21 protein-coding genes are annotated in these 21,653 nt (G+C 70.2%); 6 read left to right on the top strand and 15 right to left on the bottom strand.

All coding sequences use genetic code 11. The features are described 5' to 3' along the window. Positions 1-7: 7 nt before the first annotated feature. Positions 8-1,234 (bottom strand): cytochrome P450 family protein, encoded by a 1,227-nt coding sequence (locus tag MMF94_RS09260; protein ID WP_241035895.1) that lies wholly within the window; start codon positions 1,232-1,234, stop codon positions 8-10. A gap of 37 nt (positions 1,235-1,271) precedes the next feature. Next, positions 1,272-1,979: a TetR/AcrR family transcriptional regulator gene (locus MMF94_RS09255; RefSeq protein WP_241035894.1), complete on the bottom strand. Its 708-nt coding sequence runs from the start codon at positions 1,977-1,979 to the stop codon at positions 1,272-1,274. Between the two features lie 163 nt (positions 1,980-2,142). On the opposite strand from MMF94_RS09255, the gene MMF94_RS09250 reads away from it, so the two are divergent. Further along, a complete protein-coding gene (locus tag MMF94_RS09250) occupies positions 2,143-2,916 on the top strand; it encodes an enoyl-CoA hydratase-related protein (protein WP_241035893.1) in 774 nt (257 codons plus the stop codon). A 27-nt stretch (positions 2,917-2,943) separates the two neighbouring features. Here the strand turns inward: MMF94_RS09250 and MMF94_RS09245 are convergent, their stop codons facing one another. The 3 genes from MMF94_RS09245 to MMF94_RS09235 are packed head-to-tail and all read right to left on the bottom strand — an operon-like array spanning position 2,944 to position 6,655. Next, positions 2,944-4,155 (bottom strand): DUF418 domain-containing protein, encoded by a 1,212-nt coding sequence (locus tag MMF94_RS09245; protein ID WP_241035892.1) that lies wholly within the window; start codon positions 4,153-4,155, stop codon positions 2,944-2,946. Continuing rightward, the gene (locus MMF94_RS09240; RefSeq protein WP_241035891.1) at positions 4,152-5,897 is read right to left on the bottom strand and encodes a hypothetical protein; all 1,746 of its coding nucleotides are present in this window, start codon (positions 5,895-5,897) and stop codon (positions 4,152-4,154) included. The genes MMF94_RS09245 and MMF94_RS09240 overlap by 4 nt, the downstream gene beginning before the upstream one ends. Continuing rightward, positions 5,882-6,655 (bottom strand): ABC transporter ATP-binding protein, encoded by a 774-nt coding sequence (locus MMF94_RS09235; RefSeq protein WP_241035890.1) that lies wholly within the window; start codon positions 6,653-6,655, stop codon positions 5,882-5,884. Before MMF94_RS09235 ends, MMF94_RS09240 begins: the two co-directional genes overlap by 16 nt. 130 nt (positions 6,656-6,785) lie before the next feature. Between MMF94_RS09235 and MMF94_RS09230 the strand changes: the two genes are divergently transcribed. The 4 genes from MMF94_RS09230 to MMF94_RS09215 are packed head-to-tail and all read left to right on the top strand — an operon-like array spanning position 6,786 to position 9,557. Then, complete coding sequence (locus MMF94_RS09230; RefSeq protein WP_241035889.1) at positions 6,786-8,084, top strand: sensor histidine kinase; 1,299 nt, start codon at positions 6,786-6,788, stop codon at positions 8,082-8,084. A 26-nt stretch (positions 8,085-8,110) separates the two neighbouring features. Continuing rightward, positions 8,111-8,809 carry a response regulator gene (locus MMF94_RS09225; protein WP_241035888.1) on the top strand — a complete coding sequence of 233 codons (699 nt, stop codon included), beginning with the start codon at positions 8,111-8,113 and terminating at the stop codon, positions 8,807-8,809. 59 nt (positions 8,810-8,868) lie between these two features. Continuing rightward, a complete protein-coding gene (locus MMF94_RS09220) occupies positions 8,869-9,126 on the top strand; it encodes a CopG family transcriptional regulator (RefSeq protein ID WP_241035887.1) in 258 nt (85 codons plus the stop codon). 2 nt (positions 9,127-9,128) lie between these two features. Then, positions 9,129-9,557: a type II toxin-antitoxin system VapC family toxin gene (locus MMF94_RS09215; protein WP_241035886.1), complete on the top strand. Its 429-nt coding sequence runs from the start codon at positions 9,129-9,131 to the stop codon at positions 9,555-9,557. 125 nt (positions 9,558-9,682) lie between these two features. Here MMF94_RS09215 and MMF94_RS09210 read toward each other — a convergent pair whose 3' ends face one another. The 6 genes from MMF94_RS09210 to ehuB all read right to left on the bottom strand — a co-directional run bounded on the left by MMF94_RS09210 (position 9,683) and on the right by ehuB (position 15,535). Next, positions 9,683-11,212 carry a GMC family oxidoreductase gene (locus tag MMF94_RS09210; RefSeq protein ID WP_241035885.1) on the bottom strand — a complete coding sequence of 510 codons (1,530 nt, stop codon included), beginning with the start codon at positions 11,210-11,212 and terminating at the stop codon, positions 9,683-9,685. Positions 11,213-11,397: 185 nt separating this feature from the next. Further along, on the bottom strand, positions 11,398-12,303 hold the full coding sequence (locus MMF94_RS09205) for an alpha/beta hydrolase (protein WP_241035884.1): 906 nt from the start codon (positions 12,301-12,303) through the stop codon (positions 11,398-11,400). Positions 12,304-12,497: 194 nt separating this feature from the next. Next, entirely contained in the window at positions 12,498-13,262 is a 765-nt protein-coding gene (gene ehuA / locus MMF94_RS09200; protein WP_241036029.1) for an ectoine/hydroxyectoine ABC transporter ATP-binding protein EhuA, read from the bottom strand. 4 nt (positions 13,263-13,266) lie between these two features. After that, on the bottom strand, positions 13,267-13,926 hold the full coding sequence (ehuD, locus tag MMF94_RS09195; RefSeq protein ID WP_241035883.1) for an ectoine/hydroxyectoine ABC transporter permease subunit EhuD: 660 nt from the start codon (positions 13,924-13,926) through the stop codon (positions 13,267-13,269). Then, a complete protein-coding gene (gene ehuC, locus MMF94_RS09190) occupies positions 13,926-14,630 on the bottom strand; it encodes an ectoine/hydroxyectoine ABC transporter permease subunit EhuC (RefSeq protein ID WP_241035882.1) in 705 nt (234 codons plus the stop codon). Before ehuC ends, ehuD begins: the two co-directional genes overlap by 1 nt. Positions 14,631-14,635: 5 nt before the next feature. Beyond that, on the bottom strand, positions 14,636-15,535 hold the full coding sequence (gene ehuB / locus MMF94_RS09185) for an ectoine/hydroxyectoine ABC transporter substrate-binding protein EhuB (protein WP_241035881.1): 900 nt from the start codon (positions 15,533-15,535) through the stop codon (positions 14,636-14,638). A gap of 202 nt (positions 15,536-15,737) precedes the next feature. Between ehuB and MMF94_RS09180 the strand changes: the two genes are divergently transcribed. Further along, on the top strand, positions 15,738-16,607 hold the full coding sequence (locus MMF94_RS09180; RefSeq protein WP_241035880.1) for a hypothetical protein: 870 nt from the start codon (positions 15,738-15,740) through the stop codon (positions 16,605-16,607). Between the two features lie 5 nt (positions 16,608-16,612). On the opposite strand, the gene MMF94_RS09175 is transcribed toward MMF94_RS09180, so the two are convergent. The 4 genes from MMF94_RS09175 to MMF94_RS09160 all read right to left on the bottom strand — a co-directional run bounded on the left by MMF94_RS09175 (position 16,613) and on the right by MMF94_RS09160 (position 21,649). Beyond that, the gene (locus MMF94_RS09175; RefSeq protein WP_241035879.1) at positions 16,613-17,653 is read right to left on the bottom strand and encodes an ABC transporter ATP-binding protein; all 1,041 of its coding nucleotides are present in this window, start codon (positions 17,651-17,653) and stop codon (positions 16,613-16,615) included. Between the two features lie 26 nt (positions 17,654-17,679). Further along, entirely contained in the window at positions 17,680-18,762 is a 1,083-nt protein-coding gene (locus MMF94_RS09170; RefSeq protein WP_241035878.1) for an ABC transporter ATP-binding protein, read from the bottom strand. A 31-nt stretch (positions 18,763-18,793) separates the two neighbouring features. Beyond that, complete coding sequence (locus MMF94_RS09165; RefSeq protein ID WP_241035877.1) at positions 18,794-19,807, bottom strand: ABC transporter permease; 1,014 nt, start codon at positions 19,805-19,807, stop codon at positions 18,794-18,796. A 99-nt stretch (positions 19,808-19,906) separates the two neighbouring features. Next, a complete protein-coding gene (locus tag MMF94_RS09160) occupies positions 19,907-21,649 on the bottom strand; it encodes an ABC transporter substrate-binding protein (RefSeq protein WP_241035876.1) in 1,743 nt (580 codons plus the stop codon). Between the last annotated feature and the right edge of the window lie 4 nt (positions 21,650-21,653).

Below are 21,653 nucleotides of genomic sequence, written 5' to 3'. Positions count from 1 at the left end.
GCCCAGGTCAGCCCAGGTGCAGGGGGAGGCGGGCCAGGCGGCGCATCCCCGGTGCCTGCAGCCAGTCGTGTTCCGACGAGGTCAGCGCCAGGTTCGGGAACCTCTTGACGATGGCACGCAGCGCCACCTCACCCTCCTGCCGCGCGAGGGCGGCGCCGAGGCAGTAGTGGAAGCCGTGCCCGAAACCGACGTGACCCTCGCCCCGCCCGGCCGGACGACGGGTGACGTCGAGCCGTTCGGGGTCGGTGTACTCGCGCGGGTCGTGGTTGGCGGACACGAGAACCGCCTGTATCGGGTCGCCCGCCCGGATCGCCACCCCGCCCATCTCGAGGTCCTGTGTGGCGTAGCGGATCCGCGTGACCTGCACCGGGCTGCACCAGCGCATCAGCTCGTGCACCGCACCCGGCCACAGCGCCGGGTCCGAGCGGAGCAGGGCGAGCTGGTCGGGGTGCTCGAGCAGAGCCACCAAGCCGTTGCCGAGCAGGTGTGCCGTGGTCTCGTGGCCTGCCATCACGAGCGTGAGCACCATGGTCACGAGCTCGTCCTCGCTGAGCCGGTCGCCCTCCTCGTCGCGCACATGGACGAGGGCGGCGAGCAGGTCGTCGGCAGGCTCGGCCCGGCGGCGCGCGATCAGGTCCTGCACGTGGGTGACCATGTCCCGCACGGCGACACCCACGACGTCGGGCTTCATCGTGGTGATCGCCGCACCCCACTCCCGCCAGGACGGCCGGTCGGCCTCCGGCACGCCCACCAGCTCGCAGATCACGGTGATCGGCAGCGGGTAGGCGAAGTCCGCCATGAAGTCCACCGGTTCCACGAACTTGTCCAGCAGCCGCGCGGTGATCTCCTCGACGCGCGGGCGCAGGTCGTTCACGCGCCGCACGGTGAACGCGCGCGACACCAGCTTGCGCAGGCGCGTGTGCCGCTCGCCGTCGGAGTCGAGGATGGTGTCCTTGAGGAAGCGGGCGTACTCCGGCGGGATACCCACCATCTCGAACATCTTGTCGCGAACGCTGTCGACCTCGACGCCTTGCACGGACGCCGCGTTGTTGACGAAGCGGGGGTCGCCCAGCACCGTCCGCACGTCCTCCTGGCGCGTGACGTACCAGGCGGGGCTGCCGTCCGGGGTGCGTCCCCGCAGCACCGGCGCCTCTTCCCGCAACCGGTTGTAGCCGCCGTACGGATCCGCGATCAGTGCTGGATCCATGATGTTCGGCTCGACAGATGCGGTCATCGTTGACTCCCTTTCCCGGCGCCGCCCCGCCCCGGGTTCACCGGATGCGGCGGCGCACCTCGTGATCGATGTCCGTGATGAGTGATCGATAGAGCGCGGCGATGACGGGTGCCACCTTCGCCAGCGCGGCGGGGGCCGGATCCGGCACCTGGATCGCGGTGGCGATCGCGTGCTCGAGAAGGTCGGCGCGGGTCTCGACGTCGAGATCGGGAGTACCCCCCGGCATCCCGCCCACGAAGAAGAACCCGGTCCCGATCGCCGAGAACGTGTAGAGCAGCGCCTCCGGACTGAGATCGGACCGCAGGCACCCGGCAGCGCTGAGCAACCGCAGGTGCTCGGTGAGCACCTCCCGGCGGCGTCCGACGAGTGCACCGAGGGTGTCCGCCGCCTCGTGCGCCAGCCGGCCGAGCACCTCGGCGTCGCCCATGTACAGCACGCGGGCGATCGCGTCGTTGCTCAGCACCAGGTAGAGACCGCGAAGCAACCGGGAGAGCAGCACCTCGTCCGGGACGGCCTCCATCCGGTCGGCCATCGCCGCGACGATCTGGCGTTGCGCACGCAGCAGCACCGTGAGGAACAGCGCCTCCTTGTTGTGGAAATGCAGGTAGACCGTGCCCTTGCCGATCCCGGCGTGCCGCGCGACCTCGTCGATCGTGACCCGTTGGTATCCCCACCGCACCAACAGGTCGGCCGCCGTGTCGAGCACCCGCTCCATGCGGGGGCTCGCGAAATCCGGATCGGCCACCCTCACCTCCTGCTTCGTGACGCTGTGACCGTCTGACGATGTGACCAGATCTGCCGATCTGGTCATGTGGTCACGCTACGCCCGGCTCGAATCGGCGGCAATCCCGTTTCGCGAAAATTGTCACGTCCCTGACGCGACGGACGGTCCGGACTACGGTTGGCACATGGCCGACTACGAGCACCTGCTGGTCAAGCAGGACGGGGACACGGTCCGGATCACGATGAACCGGCCGGAGCGGCGCAACACCCTGACCGAGGCGCATCTGCGGGAGCTACTCCACGCGTTCGAGACCACCGCCGGCTCCGACGCCACGGGCATCGTGCTCGGGGCCGAGGGCAAGGCCTTCTCGGCAGGCCACGACTTCGGCGACGTCGCCGCGCGCGACCTGGCAGGCGTCCGCGATCTCCTCCAGCTGTGCACGAAGGTCATGCGCACGATCGAGTCGGTGCCGCAGGTCGTCATCGCGCGGGTGCAGGCGATCGCGACCGCTGCAGGCTGCCAGCTCGTGGCGTCCTGCGACCTCGCCGTGGCGGCGGAGTCAGCGGCGTTCGCCCTTCCCGGCGGCAAGGGCGGCTGGTTCTGCCACACACCTGCCGTGCCGGTCGCCCGCAGCGTCGGGCGCAAGCGCCTGATGGAGATGGCCCTCACCGGCGACCCCATCGACGCCGCCACCGCTGCCGAGTGGGGGCTCGTGAACTACGCGGTGCCCGACGCCGAGCTCGACACGCGCGTGGACGACCTGCTCGCGCGGGCCACCCGGGGCAGCCGCTTCGGCAAGGGCGTGGGCAAGCAGACCCTCTACGCCCAGCTCGACCGGCCCGAGGCCGACGCCTACGCGATCGCCGTGGAAGTCATGGCGGCGCTGTCGCAGAGCCCGGGTGCACGGGAGGGCATGGCGTCGTTCCTGGAGAAGCGCGCGCCCGTCTGGACGGACTGACCTACCGGCCGCCGAGCGCGCACGTCGTCACGTGCGCGGCTGATCCACTGCGCGTTGATCATGCGCCCGGCGGCCGTTCACGAGCCGGCGCAGCAGCGCGTCCACCGGACCGGGACGGCCGGTGCGGTCCATCCACGCCGCCACGGCGAGGGCCACGAGCCAGACGGCGGCGGCAACCGCAAGCGCCCCGATGCTGTCGACCCGGTCCCCCACAGCCAGCAGGTCGTGGTGCAGCACCACGGCGACGAGCACCGAGTTGAGCAGGTAGAAGGTCAGCGACCGCTGACCCACCGCGGAGACGGCCTGCGTGATCGGGCCCCGCCGTGCGTCGAGGCGGAGGGCGAGCAGGCCGAACGCCGCCGCATAGCCCGCCCCGCCGAGCACACCGGTGAGCACTTGCAGCGCGAGCAGGGCGCCGGTGGACACGATGTCGGGACGGACGGCGTCGATCGCGATCAGCGCCGCGGGCAGCGCGCCGAGCATCGAGATGGCGATCCCGCCGACGGCGATGCGGATCAGGAGCGGGCGATGGCGGGACGGGTCGTCGAGCAACCCGCTGCGACCGGCCCGGAAGCCCAGCACCACGAGCAGGAGCAGCGGGTAGGCCACGGCGATGAAGATCGGAGTGAACGGGGCGCCGGCCAGCCGCATCGACCAGTCAGCCACCGTCTTGTACCCCGGCACCGCGTACCCCGCGACGTCGGGCGCCGCCGCCAGGGAGACCATCGCCGCCGTCACGGTGACGGCGTAGCAGGGCACGAGCACCGCGATGGTGCGCGCGAGAGCGCGGTCGGACCGGAACAGCAGCCACCCGAGCACGAGCCCGGCCAGCCCGTACGAGGCGAGGATCTCGCCGGGGAACACCAGGAACGCGTGCACCGAGCCGAAGGCGACGAGCAGCAGGCTGCGGCGGCGCAACAGCCTGCGGATCTCGGAATCCGCCGCACCGGCTCGGCGCCGCCGGGCCACCATCCAGGCCAGCCCGTAGCCGTACAGGACCGCGAACATCGGAAACGCCCGGTTGTCCAGCACGAGCACCACGACGAACCGCGCCACGGTGTCGGCGACCGAGGTGCCCTCCGGAAGCCGGCCCCCGAACGCGACCCCCGCGTAGACCCCGGCGTAGGCCATCGCGATCAGCAGGAGCATCACCCCGCGCGCCAAGTCGGGAGCGAGCTTGCGTTCCGACTGCGGGGTGCCCCCGTACCCCGCGCTCGCGACCGGTCCCGACGTAGTCATCCCACTCTCTCTTTCCCCCGCGGGGCGGGCTCCTTCTTCTGCGGTGCCGGCTTCTCCCCCTTGGCCGCGGCAGCGGCCGCGAGCGCCGAGCTCTCCGCCTGGCCGGACAGGTAGTCGAGGAGCCCGCCGCCGCGTCCCTTGGTTGCGGCAGTGCCCGGATAACGCAGCCGGGCGAAGGTCTCGGGCAGGTGGGTCTCCAGGCGCCGGGCCGCCATGGCACCGCCCAACCAGGCCACCACCAGGCCGTTCACGACCGCCACGGCAAGGGTCGTGAGGACGAGCCACGCCGGCCGGTCCGGACCGCCGACGGCCAGCGGTACGGCCACCGCGACCGTCGGCCCGACGAGCGTCAGGATCGCCCAGAGCGCCACGTTGATGGAGAAGTTGTTCTCACCGGCATCGGTGGCGTTGACGCGCCGGTGCGGGTCGACGCCGGGCGTCACGCCGATCACGGACATCACGACGGCGATACCGCTGCCGACGCCCAGCGTCGCCACGATGCCGGCGAGGACCGGCACCGCGAAGTCCCACGCCCCGGTCAGGAGCATCATCAGCAACGAAAGGCCGAACGCGGGCGCGCCCAGTGCCACGACCAACCCGATCTGCCGGCCGCGGATGTCCGCTCGCACCGCCCGGGGACTCTGCGCCACGACGAGCTGCCACAACGCGGTTCCGTCCTGGCCGAACAGGTTCGCCCCGCTGAGCCCCACCATCAGCGCGACGGCGATACCGGCCAGACCTGCGAGCTGCGGGATCCCCGCGATCACGCCGTAGATCGCGACGAAGATCCCGAACCAGATCGACGAGCGGACCTCCAGGCTGCGCCACGGATCCCGCCACCAGGTGCGCAGCTCCTTGCCCACCACGGCACCGAGCGGGGTGACGGGAAGCACCCGGCCGCCGGTGAGTACCCGGCTCCCCCACGGCCGCCCCCTGCGCCGGACGGTGCGGTTGCCCACGTACGGCGTCAGCAGCGCGACGGCCGCAGCCACCACCAGCGCCGTCACCAGCGCGAGCGCACCGATCAGCCCCGCAGCCGACGCGTAGTCCCCGGAGGCCGCGGCGTCGACCGCGAGCAGGGGCCAGCTGCTGGGGAACAGGTTCAGCACCCCCGAAACCCCCAACCAGCCGAACCCCTCGCGTAGGAACACCGGCACCGCGCTGATCACGGGCGAGACGATCAGCCACCCGACGAACATCGACGACAGCATCAGCCCGTACTGGATCGCCGCGATCTCGACGCCCATGCGGGTGCGCATCGCCGCGCCGAGCAGCGCGTACACCGTCCGGGAGAGCGCCACCACGAACACGAGCAGCAGCGCGCTCCCCACCACGGCGGTCACGACGGCCACGGCGATCGACGCGGCCGCAGGCCAGGCCGCCACGACCGCGTACACGACCAGCGCGAGGATCGCCACGCCCGTCACGGCGGCGCCGACGCCGACGAACACCGACGCGAGCAACCCCAGCCCGAGCCACTGCCGAGGAAGCGGCAGGAGCGTGAAGTACTCGGGCCGCAGAACGGCCGCCCCCGAGGTCAGGATCGGTCCGATCAGCCAGCCGACCAGCCATGCGGCCAGCGCGAACAGCAGGACGTCCGACCGGGCCGCGGGGGCCGCGACCAGCACGGCCAGCCAGGTGGCAATCGCGGCGGCCACGCCCAGGACGAGGCCGAGCACCCGTTTCCAGCTGAGCGAGTGCCGCTGGATCGTGAGCTTGAGCCGGATCAGCTCGCCAACCACGCCAGCTCCCCCTCCCCGATCTCGCGCTCCCCGACCAGCCGGACGAAGGTGTCCTCCAGCGTCGAGGTCCCCCGAACCTCCGCGAGCGTTCCGGCGGCCAGCACCCGCCCTGCCGCGATGATGGCCACGCGGTCGCAGAGGTCCTCCACCAGCGACATCACGTGCGACGAGATCACCACCGACCCCCCGGCGGCGACGAAACGGCGCAGGATGCCCCGCAGCACGCGGGCCGAGACCGGGTCGACCGCCTCGAACGGCTCGTCGAGCACCAGCACCTTCGGCGCGTGCAGCAGGGCGGTCGCCAGCCCGATCTTCTTGCGCATGCCGGTCGAGTACTCGATGACCAGCACCCCCCGGTCCTCGGCCTCGTCGAGCTCGAGGATGCGCATCAGCTCCGCCGCCCTGGCCCGCACCACGTCGGCGGACATGCCACGCAGCAACCCCCAGTAGGTGAGCAGCTCGCCGCCGGTGAGCCGCTCGGGCAGCGCGAGGCCGTCGGGCAGCACGCCGAGGAGCGCCTTCGCCCGTGTCGGATCCGTCCAGACGTCGATGCCGTGGACGGCGGCCGTGCCGGAGTCCGGGCGCAGCAGGCCGACGGTCATGGCGAGCGAGGTGGTCTTGCCCGCACCGTTCGGCCCGACGAGCCCGGTCAGCGAGCCGACCGGCACCGACAGGCTCACGTGATCGGCAGCCGGCTTCCCGGAGAAGACCTTGGTGAGTCCCTCCATCTGGAGGGCAATCGGGGAGTCGATCGGCATGGGCGCAACGCTGCCCGTCCGCCGCGTCGCGATCTGCGGCCGACCGGCCAGTGCCGCTGACCGATCGACCACGATTCGGCCAGAAAATCACCCTCTATCGGACATACGTCTCTTCCGTACAGTTCGTCTCATGGTCGACACCGCCCGGCTACCCGCGCCCCCGGTCGACCGCTGGATGCTGCCCGGCGAGCTGGCCCGGGCGGCCGACCCGGATCACCGCCCCAGCGGCGGCTCGGCCAGGCGCACGCCCCGCGACTGGGGTGTCGATCTCGTGATGTTCCTGGTGGCCGTGCTCGTCGGCGCCTCCGAGCACACGCTCGTGATGTTGCCCGACATGTTCGGCCTGCCCACCTGGCTCCGGATCGTCGATCCGCTCCTCGGTGCCGTGGCGTGCCTCGCGCTGTGGTGGCGGCGGCGGTTCCCGGTGGCCACCGGGATCCTGGCCGCCGTCGCCGCGTCGATGTCCAACACGGCCACCGGCGCCGTGTTCCTGCTGTTGTTCTCCCTCGCGCTGCACCGGGGCTGGAAGTACGCGGTTCCGATCAGCTTCGGCATGGTGCTGCTCGGCCTGCCGTACATGGCGACGTACTTCCCGCCCGTGTTCGGCCCGCCCGCGCCGTGGATCATCGTGATCCTTCTCGGCACCGCCCTCGTGGTCACCGCGGGGCTCGGCGTCCGCGCCCGGCGCCAGCTCGTGCTGGCCCTGCGACTGCGCGCCGACGCCGAGCGGCGCGAGCACGCGAGGCAGTTGGAGGAGAGCCGCCACGCCGAGCGGCAACGGATCGCCAGGGAGATGCACGACGTGCTCGCGCACCGGATCTCCCTGCTGTCGGTGCACGCGGGCGCCCTCGAGTACCGCACGGCCATGGCGGAGAGCGGCACGGCGCCCCCGCCGACGGCCGCCGAGGTGCACAGCGCGGTGAGCGTGGTGCGGTCCAACGCGAACCAGGCGCTCGAGGAGCTCCGCGAGGTGCTCCACCTGCTGCGTCACGAAGACGCGACGGCCGACGTCGAACGGGAGGAGATCCGGGCTGCCCCCCAACCCACGACGGACCGCCTTCCCGCGCTGGTGGACGAGGCGCGGCGCAGCGGCCAGCAGGTACACGCGGACCTCGCCGACCATCTCACCGCGCTGCGCCCCCAGCTCCAGCGCACCGTCTACCGCATGGTGCAGGAAGGCCTCACGAACGCCCGCAAACACGCACCCGGCGCGGCGGTCGACGTGCTGGTCAGGGGCGAACCGGGCGGCGAGGTCGTGGTGGAGGTGGGCAACCCTGTGCCGGTGGGGGTCACCACGAGCGAGATCCCGGGAGCGGGATCAGGGCTGACCGGGCTCGCCGAACGGGTCGCTCTGCACGGCGGGGAGCTCACCCGCGAGATCACCGACGGCCGGTTCCGGCTGCGCGCGAGCTTGCCGTGGCCGCAGTGAGCAGAGACGCAGTGACCGGAGACCCAGTGACCACAGACCCAGTAACCGGACACGCGGCGATTCGCGTGCTCATCGTCGACGACGACCCCCTCGTCCGCAGCGGGCTCACGATGATGCTGGGCGGCGCGGGCGACATCCAGGTGGTGGGCGGGTCCGCGGACGGCGCGGACGTGGTCGACGCCGTGGACCGGCTCGCCCCGCACGTCGTGCTGATGGACGTGCGCATGCCGGTGCTCGACGGCATCGCCGCCACCACGGCCCTCGGCCGCCGGACAGGCCCCGGACTCGACGGTCCCGCCGTGGTGATGCTGACGACGTTCGACGCGGACGAGACCGTGCTCGCCGCACTGCGCGCAGGCGCCGCCGGATTCCTGCTGAAGCACACACCGCCCGCCCAGATCGTCGACGCCGTACGCCGCGCGGCCGCGGGCGACCCCGTGCTCTCGCCCAGCGTCACCCGCAGCGTGATCGCGATGGCCGCGGCCCGACGCGGCCCGGACACGCACGGCGACTCCGACGCCGTCGCTCGCATGAACGTCCTGACCGACCGCGAGCGCGAGGTCGCCCACGCAGTGTCCGAGGGGCTGAGCAACGCCGAGATCGCCGAACGCCTGCACCTGTCGACGTCGAGCATCAAGGCGACGATCTCCAGCGCCCTGACCAGGCTCGACCTGACCAACCGCATCCAGCTCGCGATCCTCGCCCACGAATCCCGCCGCGGCTGACCTCACCCGGGGGTCGGCACGCGCCCGCTTGATGCACGTGATGCAGTAAACTTCGCATCATGCGCACCACCGTCTCGATCTCGGACGAACTCCTGATCGCCGCGAAGCGACTGGCGCAGGAGCGGGGTCAGACACTGGGCGAGGTCATCGATGCGGCGCTGCGCCGGGAGCTCGCGATCCCTGCTCAGCGCGGGAAGCGGCCGGTCGTGCCGGTCTTCGACGGCGGGAGTGGTCCGCGGCCGGGCATCGACCTCACGTCCAACCGGGCGCTGCACGAGGCGCTCGACGACGGCACCGCCCTCGACGAGCTGCGCTGACGGTGTTGCTGCTCGACGTCAACGTCGTCCTCGCCGCCCATCGGGCCGACCATCCGCACCACGTCCGCGTTCGCGCATGGTTCGACGACCTACTCGCAGACGACGAGCCGTTCACCGTGCCCGACACGGTCTGGGCGTCCTTCCTCAGGCTCGCCACGAACCGCCGGATCTTCACCGTGCCGAGCCCACTCACGGCCGCGTTCGACTTCATCGATGCAACCTGCGCCCAGCCGCACCATCTGCGAACCGGGCCCGGACCACGTCATCTGACGCTGTTACGTGAGGTGTGCGACGAGGCAGACGCTCGCGGCGACCTCGTACCGGACGCGGTCCTGGCCGCCATCGCAATCGAGAACGGGTGCGCCGTGGCCACCCTGGACCGGGACTTCGCACGCTTCCCCTCGGTCCGACACACACTCCTACCGGGCTGACCCCTCAAGCCCGACGGACGAGCGGCCCATCCGTTGCTCCCGGACGGGCGTGCCGCTCGGTGCACGGGGCGGCCCACCCCAGCGGCCCACCTGCCCGCCGGTCCCGGCTGGTCAAGCCGCTGAGGTCAACCGTCCTGGCCCGCCGCCGCGGTGAGACGATCGGCATCGGTGAGCAACCAGCCGGCGACGCGGTCCGCGAGCATCATCGTCGTGATGTTCGGGGGAGCGCTCGGAGCGAGCGGCATGATCGAGGCATCGGCGACGACGAGTCCGTCGATGCCGTGCACGCGGCCGTGGCTGTCGACGACACCCTTTCCCACGGGTCCCATGGCCACCGTGGAGGTGGGGTGGTGGTAGACGTCCAGCTGCTCGAGCACCGTGTGCTCGAGCAGGGCGTCCGTGACCTCCGGGCCTGGTGTGAGTTCACGGTCGACCACACGGGCGAATGCCGGTGTGGTGCCGATGCGGCGGGCCAGGCGGACACCCTCGAGCATCCGGTCCATGTCGTGAGGCGTCCCCAGCAGGTTGTACGCGATGACGGGTGCACCTTGCGGGTTCTGCCGGTCGAGGCGGACACGGCCACGGGATTCGGGCTGGGTCACCGACACGGCCAAGACCATCGCTCCGCCCGTGGGACTCGCTGACGGATCGAACAGGTGGGTCGCCGAGATGTGAACGTCGAGGTCGCCCGGAAGCGCGCTCGACGACGCGGTCCAGAGGATCGCACCCGACGCGGGATGCATCGAGTTGGCATCCGGTGTCAGGGCGTAGATGTTGTAGTAGAAGGGATGCTCCTGCAGGCCGTCACCGACCGGCAGGTCGGCAAGCACGTCGATGCCGAGGTCCTGGAGGTGTTCGACGGGGCCGATGCCGGATCGCATCAGGATTGCGGGGCTGCCGTAGGTACCCGCCGCCAGCACGATCGTCTCCGCCCGGTACTCCGTGCCGTCGGCGGCGACGACGCCTACGGCTCGCCGGTCTTCCAGGAGCACACGGACGATCTCCGTGTCGTCGACGATCTGAAGCCCGGCCCTGCTCCGGACGCCGTCGTCGAGGAAGGCGATGCCGGTGTTGATCCGCCGACCGGAGATCACGTTCAGCGGGTACGGTGCGACGCCGTCCTGTTCGGCACCGTTGAAGTCCTCCACCCGGCGGTAGCCGAGTTCGGCCGCACCGTCGATGAACGCCAGCTGCGAGGGGGTGAGCTCCTCAGGCCTGCGGGTGCGGATCGGGAGAGCACCGCTGCGACCGCGGAGCTCGTCAGTTCCGTCGGCCGTGTTCTCGATCGAGCGGTACGCCGGGAGTACCTCGTCCCACGTCCAGTCCTCGAGACCGGCTGCCGTCCACTTGGCGAAGTCGGCCGGACGGCTGCGGATCGCCACGGCAGCGTTCACCGTGGAGGAGCCCCCGAGCGACTTGGCCCGGATCGCGTGGATGCGCCTACCGAGCTGACCGGTGTCGGCGACGTACCCCCAGTCGTGGCCGTTCGGGCCGACGATGTCGGCGTTGGCGAGTTCGGCGGGGTAGAGGTTGGGGCGGTAGGCGTGCCCGGCCTCGATGAGAGTCACCGACTGGCCCCGGGCGCTCAGCCGGTTTGCGAGCACAGCACCGGCGGACCCACCGCCGACGATCAAGTAGTCGGAACTCGTGCTCATCTCCCGGATCCCTCCGTGAGGACGTGGTCGGCATCGAGCGGCATCCCAATGTCGCCTCGCGTGAGCCTGGCACAGCCGGGGAGAGACATCCGGATTGGTTCCTTTCACTCTGAGCAATGCGGTACTTCGCCGCAGCTGACTGGGCCAACCGGCCGTTCAGCCGTCCGAAGACACCGAGCTGCAATTCATGATTCAGGCACGCGCTGCCGGACGAAGTGCCCGATGCGGTCGATGGATGCTGCCGCCTCAGGGAGGAATGACGCGAAGTGCTGCCAGATGTGCGGTGCGCCCTCGGTGACAACCAGTTCCGAAGCCACTCCCGCGGCCAGCGCACGCGCGTGGAACTGCACCGCGTCGTCGATCATGACCTCTTCGGTACCGACCTCGAGGTGGATCGGCGGGAGTCCCGTCAGGTCACCGAACAGCGGTGACGCGAGCGGGTCGCGCGGGTCGTGACCACCGAGGTAGTACGCCGCGAACGTGAGCAGGGCTTCCCGGCTGACGAACGGGTCGCGGTCGGCGCGTTCGGTGAACGACGGCGCGGACACCGTCAGGTCGGTCCACGGTGACACCGGCACCACGGCCGCGGGCAGCGGGAGGCCCAGCTCCTTCAACCGCAACAGCAGCGCCAACGACAAGCCACCGCCGGCTGAGTCGCCACCCACGGCGACGCGTCCCGCCGGCACGTCGGTGAGAACGGCCCGGTAGGCCGCCACTGCGGCGTCGAGCGCCGACGGGAAGCGGTTCTCGGGCGCCAGCGGGTAGTCCGGCAGGTGCACCACGCCGCGGATTGCGGAGGCCAGCCGGGCACCCATCTCCCGGTGGTTGTACGCCCCGCCTTCGGTGTAGCCGCCGCCGTGGAAGTACAGCAGCAACCGGTCGGCCGTCGACTCCGGCGCGGTCACCGTCAGCCCTGGGAAGCCCGGGGCTGCGGTGACCACGGCGTGTGCGGGGACGGGGAACTGCTCGCTCCAGCGGCGATATGCGTCGCGGTGGCGCACGTGCTCCGGCCGATCGTCGACGGGCATGTGGTCGCCCATCGTGGCCAGCAGGTGGTACGCCTTGGTGAGCTCGGGACTGAGGACGCTCATGAGCCTTCCCTTGGTCAGCAGCACCGGCTCGGCCAAGTGCGTTCGGCCTCGCCCGGCGAGATCCGCAGCCTCAGACGTACTCGTTTCGAACGGGTCCCGAAATAACCCCTGAGAGGCATTCGAGGTTGCTCGTGCCGCGACGATCACCGGTCACCGAGTGGTCGGAAATGGGCGCTCTGTCCCGCACCCCGACATCAGTCCCGGCCCAGCACCGCCTTCAGGAACTCCTTCGTGCGCGGTTGCCCGGGGTCGGTGAACAGCTGCGCGGGTGGCGCGTCCTCGATCACCTTTCCGCCGTCGAACATCATCACGCGGTGGGAGAAGTCGCGCGCGAATCCCATCTCGTGCGTGACGCAGAGGATGGTGATGTCGGTGGTGGTGCCGATGTCGCGCAGCAGGGCGAGCACGCCGGCGACCAGCTCGGGGTCCAGCGCCGAGGTCACCTCGTCCAGCAGCAGGACGTCCGGCCGCATCGCGAGCGCCCGCGCGATGGCCACCCGCTGCTGCTGCCCTCCGGATAGCCGCGACGGGTGCTCGTCGATCTTCTCCCGGAGACCGACGAGGTCGAGCAGCTCCCCGGCACGCTCGTTCGCCTCGTCCTTGGACAAGCCCAGCACGCGGGTGGGCGCCTCGATGAGGTTGCCGCGCACCGTCATGTTCGGGAAGAGGTTGAACTGCTGGAACACCATGCCGATGTGCTTGCGCACCTCCCGGCTGTGCTTCTCGTCGGCGGGAACGAGCTTGCCGCCCTTCTCCATGTGCGAGAGGTAGCGCCCTCCGACGGTGATCGTTCCGTCGTTCACCGACTCCAGGCTCATGAGCAGCCGCAGGATCGTCGTCTTGCCCGAACCCGAGGGGCCGATCAGCGTGACGTGCTCGCCGGGGGCGACCGTGAAGCTCAGATCGGAGAGCACCACGTTGTCTCCGAACCGCTTCTCCACGCGGTCGAAGACGATCATCGGCTCAGATGGTTCCGACACGGCGTTCCAATCTCCGTACCAGCAGGGAGGCAGGGTAGCTCAGCAGCAGGAAGAGCAGCCCCGCGATCGTGTACGGCTCCACGTAGCGGAAGTAGGTGTCGCCCGCTTCCTGCGCCCGGCCGACGACGTCCAGCAGGCCGATCGCGGTGAGCAGCGGCACCTCCTTGAACATCGAGATGACGTAGTTGCCCAGAGCCGGCACGACCCGCGGGATCGCCTGCGGCAGCACCACACCCGTCCAGACCCGCGACCGAGGCAGGCTGAGGGCGGTGGCCGCCTCCCACTGCCCGCGCGGCACCGCGTCGATGCCGGCGCGGTAGACCTCCGACGTGTAGCAGGCGTAGTGCACGCCGAGAGCGATCACGCCGACGGTCAGCGCGCTCAGCACGATGCCGAACTGCGGCAGCACGAAGAACAGGAAGAAGATCTGCACGAGCAGCGGTGTGCTGCGTACGAACTCGACGAACCCGCGCACGGCCACAGCGAGGAGCCGTGGTCCGCGTTGCAGCACCGCGAGGAGCAGCCCCAGGATCATCGCGACGATCGAGCCGAGCACCGTCGCCAGCAGCGTGAGGCCCAGCCCTTCGAGCAACGAGGGCAGGATCGAGAAGGCGTAGTTCCAGTCCCAGACCTGCTGCGGCATCAGACCGCCCCCCTGACGGCCGTCCGCCTGGCCCGCTCCGAGGGACGCCGCCCGAGCCGGGCTGCGGCCTTGCGTTCCAGCAAGCGCATCACCGCGGTGATGATCAGCGACAACACGAGGTAGACGAGCAGCAGGAGCAGGAAAATCTCCAGCACCTGCGGGTTGAATCGCGGCACGAGGATCTGCGTGGCCTGCCGGGTGATCTCACTGATGAACACGAACGACAGCAGCGACGTGCTCTTGAGCAACTGGATGAAAAGGTTGTTGAACGGCGGGATCATCTCCACCACGGCCTGCGGCAGGATCACCCGGAACATTCGTTGTGCGGGGGAAAGACTGAGCGCGAGCGCACCCTCGTACTGCGCCCGGGGCACCGACTGGATCGCCCCGCGAACGATCTCGGCGCCGTACGCACCGTGATTGAGGCCGAGCACGAGCACGCCGCCCCAGATGGGCACGATCTCGAAACCGACGAGCACAGGGAGCGCGAAGAAGATCCAGAACAGCTGCACGACCTCGGAGGTGCCGCGCAGCCCTTCCACGTAGATCCGGCTGATCACCCGCACCCATCGCCTCGGCGAGAGGAGGGCGAGCCCGGCAGCGAAGGACAGCACGATCGTCAGGGCGATCCCGCCGACGGTGGCTATCACCGTCTCCGGCAGGCCCTGGGCGATGACGGAGAGAAAGGTTCCTACGTTGTCCACGCGGCTCAGGCCGCGCAGAGCTGCTGGGTGGTCAGCCCGGCAGGCGGGAGGTTGGCCTCGGAGAACCCGAACGGGGAGGCGATCTGCACCCAGCGCCCGCTCGTGTGCAGGTTCTGCAGCTCGGTGTTGAAGGCCTCCCGCAGGTCGTTGTCGGCCTGCCGGAACACGAACCCGCCCGCGGAGACGACCTCCTGGCCGTTCTCGCTGGGCTGGAAGCCCGGGGTGACCTCCACAGCAGCCTGCGGGTTCTTGCCGGCGAGCCACTTCAGCGAGATGTCGGTGAGCGCCGCAGCGTAGACCCGGCCCGCGGTGACGGCCTGCAGCAACGCGTTCTGGTCGTCGAAGGGACTGATGTTGGCGGCCGGGACGCCCGCGGACTCGGCGTACCCCTGCTCCACGGCAGCGCCGAGCACGGCGAGCTTCAGGTTCTTCTGTGCGATGTTCTGGAACGTCGTGACCTGCTCCGGGTTGCCTCGCGGCACGAGGAAGGCGGTGAGCGCCGTGTAGTCCGGGTTCGAGAAGGCGGCCTGCTGGCAGCGCTCGGGGGTGATGTTCATGCCGGCGCAGACCATGTCGTAGCGGCGGGCGTTGAGCGCCGGGATCAGCGAACCGAAGTCCACCTGCTCGGCCTCCACGGTGCCGATGCCGATCGCCTGCAACACCGCGCGGGCCACCTCGGGAGATTCGCCGGTGACCTGGCCGTCCGTGCCTGTGAAACCGTAGGGCTCCTCACCGGCGATACCGATGCGGATCGAGCCGCTGTTGCGCGCGTTCTCCAGCACGCTGCCGCCACCGGCGTTCGTACTGGTGCAGGCGGATAGTGCCGCTGTTCCGCCGAGCGCCACCGCACCTGCTGCGGCGGTGCGGCGGAAGAAATCGCGCCTGCTCCAGGGTCGCTGCGTCATGGTGGTTCCTTTCCGGATCGAGCGGGCCGGTCACCTCCATTGGCGTCCGGTCATCAACCGAACGTAGGTGACCACCCCCGAACGCACTGGGCACAGTGGCGCACTCATTCGACTCGTTACGGGAAAGCAATACGAACTCTTGGCGTCAGGGAACATCGATCCGAGCGAGCCGGACGTGCCCCTGTGCGCGAGGATCGGCCGCATGTTGCGCATCGCCGGGCTGCCCGTCTGGGTCGGCCCATCCGACATCGTCACCGGTGCCAGGGCGGTGATGGGGTGGACCGAGGAAGCCGTCGAGGTCGTCGCGTCACTGCCCGAGCGGGCGTCCGCCCTGCTCGACGACGCCGAGGCACTCATCGCCCGGATCGCCGCGGTGGCCGACCGGGTGGAGGGCATCGTCGACCGGGCGGACGTGCTGGTCGGCTCGGTCGACGAGGTGCTCGTCGACGTGCGCACGGCCGTCGCCAGGGTGGACACGGTGCTCACCCACGCCGATCACCTCGTCCGCCGGGTCGACCCGCTGCTCGTCGAGGTGCGCACCGCGGCGGGTGGCGCCGCCGAGCTCGTCACGCAGGCCGCAGGTGTCGCCGACGACGCGGCCGGGCTCGTCGCCCGGGCGAGCACGGTGGCCGACGACGCCGCGGAGCTCGTGGCGGGGGCGGGCGCCGTGGCCGACGGCGCGGGTGTGGTGATCGAGAAGGCCACCGCGGTGGCCGAGCGCGCCGGCACGGTCGTCGAGCAGGCGTCCGGCGCCGCGGACGGGGCAACGGAGCTGCTCGCCGTCTACCAGCCGATCGCGCAGCAGGTGGCGCCGCTCGCCCGGCGCTTCGTCGACGAGTTCTCCGAGGAGGAGGTGCACGCCGCGATCCGGCTGATCGACCAGCTCCCGCAGCTCACGGAGCACATGGAGAACGACATCCTGCCGATCCTCGCCACGCTCGACCGCGTCGGCCCGGACGTCCACGAGCTGCTCGAACAGCTCAAGGAGATGCGCCAGGCGATCCAAGGCATCCCCGGCCTCGCGTTCTTCCGGCGGCGCGGCGAACGCGAGGACGAGGAGAACGGCCGCTGACGCGCCTACGCGGGCACGTTCTCCGGGAAGTGGCAGGCCACCCGCTGGCCCGGCGTCAGCTCGACGAGCGGCGGCTCGGTGGTGCCGCAGATCTCCTGCGCCTTCCAGCAGCGGGTGTGGAACCGGCACGCCGGTGGCGGGTTCAGCGGACTGGGCACGTCGCCCTTGAGCAGGATCCGCTCACGCTTGTCCCGCCGCTGCGTCTCGGGCACCGGCACCGCTGAGAGCAGCGCGACGGTGTACGGGTGCATCGGGCGGGTGTAGACGGCGGCGCTCTCCCCGATCTCCACGATCTTGCCGAGGTACATCACGGCCACGCGGTCCGACACGTGCCGCACGACGGAGAGGTCGTGCGCGATGAAGACGTAGGTCAGGCCGAGCTCGTCCTGCAGGTCCTCCAGCAGGTTCACCACCTGCGCCTGGATCGACACGTCCAGGGCCGACACGGGCTCGTCGGCGACGATGAGGCTCGGTCGCAGCGCCAACGTCCTGGCGATGCCGATGCGCTGGCGCTGGCCGCCGGAGAACTCGTGGGGATAGCGGTTGTAGTGCTCGGGGCTCAGCCCGACCAGCGACAGCAGCTCCTGCACCGCCTTGCGGATACCGCCCGGCGGCTCCACGCCCTGGATACGGAACGGCGCCCCGACGATCGTGCCCACGGTGTGCCGCGGGTTCAGCGACGAGTACGGGTCCTGGAAGATCATCTGGATCTCCCGGCGCAGCGGCCGCATCGCCCCCTGCGGGAGGTGGCTGATGTCGCGCCCCTCGAAGACGATCGTGCCGCCGGTCGGCTCGATCAACCGGGTGAGCAGCCGCCCCGTCGTGGTCTTGCCGCAGCCCGACTCGCCGACCAGCGACAGCGTCTCGCCGCGGAACACCTCGAAATCCAGGCCGTCCACGGCCTGCACCGCGCCGACCTGGCGCTGCAGTAGGCCCCGGCGAACCGGGAAGTGCTTCTGCAACCCGGACACGCGCAGGAGCGCATCCCGTTCGGCCGGGATCGCCTCCGTGGCGTGCGCGGGCCCCGCGGCCGGTTCGGTGATCATCGGTTCGGTACCCGTCCGGTCGGTCGTCACAGCTTCGGCCTGATCTCGTCGTCGAAGATCTGCCGCCTGCGCTCGTCGGGCAGGTGGCAGGCCACCCGGTGTCCGTTCGTGCCCACCGCGCGCAGCTCCGGGCGCACGGTCGTGGCCAGCCCGCCGGTGAGCTCGTCATAGGCGCACCGGGGATGGAACGCGCAGCCGCTGGGCACGTTGATCAAGCTAGGCGGGCTGCCGGGGATCGGCATCAGCCGCTCGGTGCGCTCCCGGTCCCACCGGGGCAGCGAACCGAGGAGCCCCCACGTGTAGGGGTGCTGCGGTGTGGCGAAGACGTCGGCCGCCGCGCCGGTCTCGATCGCGCGCCCGCCGTACATCACCAGGATGTCGTCGGCCAGCTCGGCGACCACGCCCAGGTCGTGCGTAATGATGATCACCGCGGAGTTGAACTCGGCCTGCAGGTCGCGGATGAGGTCGAGGATCTGGGCCTGCACCGTGACGTCGAGCGCGGTGGTCGGCTCGTCGGCGATGAGCAGCTCCGGGTTGCAGGACAGCGCCATGGCGATCATCGCGCGCTGGCGCATCCCGCCGGAGAAGTGGTGCGGGTAGTCGTCGAAGCGCCGCGCCGCCTGCGGAATGCCGACCCGGTCCAGCAGCTCCACGGCTCGGGCCCGGGCGTCCCGCTTGCTCACGTCGTGGTGCAGCCGGTACGCCTCGACGATCTGCTGGCCGACGGAGTAGTAGGGATGCATCGCCGACAGCGGGTCCTGGAAGATCATCGCCATCGTCCGGCCGCGCAGCTTGCGCACCTGCTCCGGTCCGGCGGAGACGAGCTCCTGGCCGCCCAGCCAGATCTCGCCGGAGATCTTCGCGGCGCCTGCCTTGTGCAAGCCCATGATCGACAGGCTGGTCACGCTCTTGCCCGAACCGGACTCGCCGACGATGCCCAGCCGCTTGCCGCGCTCGATGCTGAACGACAACCCGTCCACGGCCTTGACCACGCCGTCGTCGGTGGGGAAGTGCACCCGCAGGTCGCGCACGTCGAGGAATGCACGCGCCCCGTCCGCGCTCTCCGGTGGCATCGGTGACAGTCCGTCTGCCAGCACGTTCTCGGTCACTCCGCCTCCGCGGGTATCGCTGCGTCGAGAGTCACGAGTACCGCACCCGTGGGTCGACGACGGCGTAGCACAGGTCCACCACCAGGTTGGCGAGGATGATGAAGATGCTCCCGATCATCACGACGCCGAGCACCTTGGGCAGGTCGTTGTTGACCACGGCGTCCACCGAGTACTTGCCGATCCCGGGCAGCGAGTAGGTGCTCTCGGTGAGGATCGCCCCGCCCAGGAGCAGCCCGAGGTCGAGCCCGAAGATCGTCAGGATCGGGGTGAGGGCCGACCGCAGGCCGTGCTTGACCACGACCGTCCGCTCCGGGAGGCCCTTCGCGCGGGCGGTGCGGATGAAGTCCTCGCCCATCGTGTCGAGCATCCCGGCCCTGGTCAGCCGCGCGTACCCGGCGGCGTAGAGGAACGCCAGCGTGATCCACGGCAGGAGCAGGTCATATCCCCACTCCAGCGGGTTCTCCTCGATCGGCACGTAGCTGCCGCCGGGCGCGGTGATGCCGAGGGCGTAGCTGAAGACCGCCAGGGACAGCAGCCCCGTGAAGAAGATCGGCAGCGACACCCCGGCGAGCGCAACGCCCATCGCGGCCCTGTCGAAGATGCTGCCGGGCCGCAGCGCCGACACCACGCCGGTGGCGACACCGGCGACCACCCAGATGAAGGCGGCGCCCGCGGCGAGCGACAGCGTCACGGGTAGCCGGTCGAGCAGGTCGGGCAGCACCGGGTTCTGGGTCAGGAAGGAGTACCCGAAGCAGGGAGCCGGGCAGTGCACGGTGGTCGGGCCGGTGCTGTAGTCAGCACCCGCCACCAGGCCCTTCAGGAACCGGCCGTACTGCACCCAGATCGGGTCCGTGAACCCGAGCTTCACCGCGATCTCGTGGATCGCCGCCGCGTCGGCGGTCTTGCCGACGTAGCGCGACGCGAGATCCTCGGGAGTGGCGCCGGCGATCCGTGGCACCAGGAAGAAGATCGCGAACACGGCGGCCGTGACGATCAGCAGCAGGATCACCGCCGCGACCAGCCGCCGCACGATGTAGATGGCCATCACTTACGGCTGGGTGGCCGGTGGCCCACACCGGTCAGGTGCGGACCACCGGCACACCACGTGCCTTCACCTACCTCAGGTCGATACGCCGGGGAGCACCTATTTGCGGGTGGTGCCCAGCGCCAGGTAGTCGTACATCTGGTAGCCGTCGGTGATGAACACGTTGGTCAGGTTCTTCGGCCGGTAGAGCAGCCCCTTGGCCCAGATGCCCGGCACGATGTACGCGTCGTCCATGACCTTCTTGTCGATGTCGACCCACATGCTCTCGCGCGCGGCGGTGTCGGTGGTGGTCACCGCCTTGTCGAGCATCGCGTCGACCTCGGGGTCCTTGACACCGAAGTTGCTGTTGCCGCCGGTGGGGCGGATCACCCGGCTGTCGGTGATCTGCGCGAGGAAGCCGTAGCCGTCGGGCCAGTCGGCGGCCCATCCGTAGACGATCAGGCCGAGGTTGTTGGCCTTCGCGAAGTCGGGCTTGCCCGCGTAGAGCTTGCCGTAGTCGGTGAGCGGGTAGGGCTTGATCTCCAGGTTGATGCCGACCTTCGCGAGCGACTGCTGCAGCGCCTCGGCCGTGGCCTTCTCCTTCGGCCGCTCCGTCCGGTAGGAGATTCCCGTGGTGAATCCGTTCGGCTGGCCGCACTGGGCGAGCTCGTCCTTGGCCTTCGCCACGTCACCGGCGTTGCCCGGGGTGGGGTACGGGTCGAACTGCTGGGCACCGGCGATCACCGGAGGCAGCAGGTTGCTCGCGATGTCACCGCCGGTGGAGCCGCCGTACGCGCGCTGGTAGCCGGTCTTGTCGGTCGCGTACTCGACCGCGCGGCGGCAGTGGATGTTGTCGAGCGGCGCGACGTCGGGGTTCAGCGCGGTGTACCAGAGGCGGGCGTTCAGGGCCGAGTCGGTGTTCGCCTTGAGCGTCTGGTCGGCCAGGATCTTGCCCTGGGCCGACGGCCCGACACCGGTGCCCTCGATCGCGACGTCGAGGTCACCGGACTGCAGCCGGTTGTCGATGTCGTCGGCGTTGACGTTGAGCGCCACCTCGACGCGGTCGGGCAACGGCTTGCGGTTCGGATCGGTCGCCTGGTCCCAGTTCGGGTTGCGCACCAGCGAGAAGCTCTTGCCGAGCTCGTTGGTCTCGAACATGTACGGGCCCGTGGAGACCACGTGCTCCTTGTACTTCGACCCCGTGTCCTTCGCGACGGGCACCGGTGCGGTGCTCGGCATCTGGGCGAAGTAGTCGAACCCGCTGAAGGGCTGCTTCAGGTGGAAGACGATGGTGCGGTCGTCCGGGGTGTCGATCGCCTTCAGCCCGAGCTTGTTCGGGTCGGAGTCCGCGTACGGGCTGGTGTAGCCCTGCAGGTCGAGGTAGTCGTTGAAGTAGGTCGGCCCGTTCGGGAAGGTCGTCTTGTCCAGAGACCGCTCGACCGCGTACTTCACGTCCTTGCTGGTGACCGGCGTGCCGTCCTCGAACTTCACGCCCTGTCGCAGCGTGTAGGTCCACGTCTTCGAGTCGTCGCTGGGCTTGCCGAGCGACTCCGCGAGGTCGGGCACGAGCGTGGCGCCCTCCTTGCCCGGCGCCGACTTGAACATCACCAGCGCGCGGACGTACAGGCGGGCGAAGTTCCAGGAGTACGAGTAGTACGTGTCGGCCGGGTCCAGCGAGTCCCAGTCACCGCCGTTCGCGTACCGGATGGTGCCGCCCGTGACGTCCGAGACGTTGTGCACGCCGCCGGCGTCCTTGCCACCACTGCTCGACGAGCTCCCGCCCGCGTTACCGCCTCCGCAGGCCGCCAGGGCCAGGGCCGCGACCGCGATGACCGCGGCCGCCGCCACTCTCCTACTTCTCACGCTT

Source organism: Pseudonocardia alaniniphila (assembly GCF_022524485.1).
Classification (GTDB): domain Bacteria; phylum Actinomycetota; class Actinomycetes; order Mycobacteriales; family Pseudonocardiaceae; genus Pseudonocardia; species Pseudonocardia alaniniphila.
Note: the sequence above shows the minus strand (reverse complement) of the source record. Positions and strands in the feature narration are given on the sequence as shown.

Bases quoted from the DNA above. Each gene is read 5' to 3' on its own strand.
- MMF94_RS09260 (WP_241035895.1), bottom strand. From the start codon at position 1,234: ATGACCGCATCTGTCGAGCCGAACATCATGGATCCAGCACTGATCGCG.
- MMF94_RS09250 (WP_241035893.1), top strand. From the start codon at position 2,143: ATGGCCGACTACGAGCACCTGCTGGTCAAGCAGGACGGGGACACGGTC.
- MMF94_RS09245 (WP_241035892.1), bottom strand. From the start codon at position 4,155: ATGACTACGTCGGGACCGGTCGCGAGCGCGGGGTACGGGGGCACCCCG.
- MMF94_RS09235 (WP_241035890.1), bottom strand. From the start codon at position 6,655: ATGCCGATCGACTCCCCGATTGCCCTCCAGATGGAGGGACTCACCAAG.
- MMF94_RS09230 (WP_241035889.1), top strand. From the start codon at position 6,786: ATGGTCGACACCGCCCGGCTACCCGCGCCCCCGGTCGACCGCTGGATG.
- MMF94_RS09220 (WP_241035887.1), top strand. From the start codon at position 8,869: ATGCGCACCACCGTCTCGATCTCGGACGAACTCCTGATCGCCGCGAAG.
- MMF94_RS09210 (WP_241035885.1), bottom strand. From the start codon at position 11,212: ATGAGCACGAGTTCCGACTACTTGATCGTCGGCGGTGGGTCCGCCGGT.
- MMF94_RS09205 (WP_241035884.1), bottom strand. From the start codon at position 12,303: ATGAGCGTCCTCAGTCCCGAGCTCACCAAGGCGTACCACCTGCTGGCC.
- ehuA (WP_241036029.1), bottom strand. From the start codon at position 13,262: ATGATCGTCTTCGACCGCGTGGAGAAGCGGTTCGGAGACAACGTGGTG.
- ehuD (WP_241035883.1), bottom strand. From the start codon at position 13,926: ATGCCGCAGCAGGTCTGGGACTGGAACTACGCCTTCTCGATCCTGCCC.
- ehuB (WP_241035881.1), bottom strand. From the start codon at position 15,535: ATGACGCAGCGACCCTGGAGCAGGCGCGATTTCTTCCGCCGCACCGCC.
- MMF94_RS09180 (WP_241035880.1), top strand. From the start codon at position 15,738: ATGTTGCGCATCGCCGGGCTGCCCGTCTGGGTCGGCCCATCCGACATC.
- MMF94_RS09175 (WP_241035879.1), bottom strand. From the start codon at position 17,653: ATGATCACCGAACCGGCCGCGGGGCCCGCGCACGCCACGGAGGCGATC.
- MMF94_RS09165 (WP_241035877.1), bottom strand. From the start codon at position 19,807: ATGGCCATCTACATCGTGCGGCGGCTGGTCGCGGCGGTGATCCTGCTG.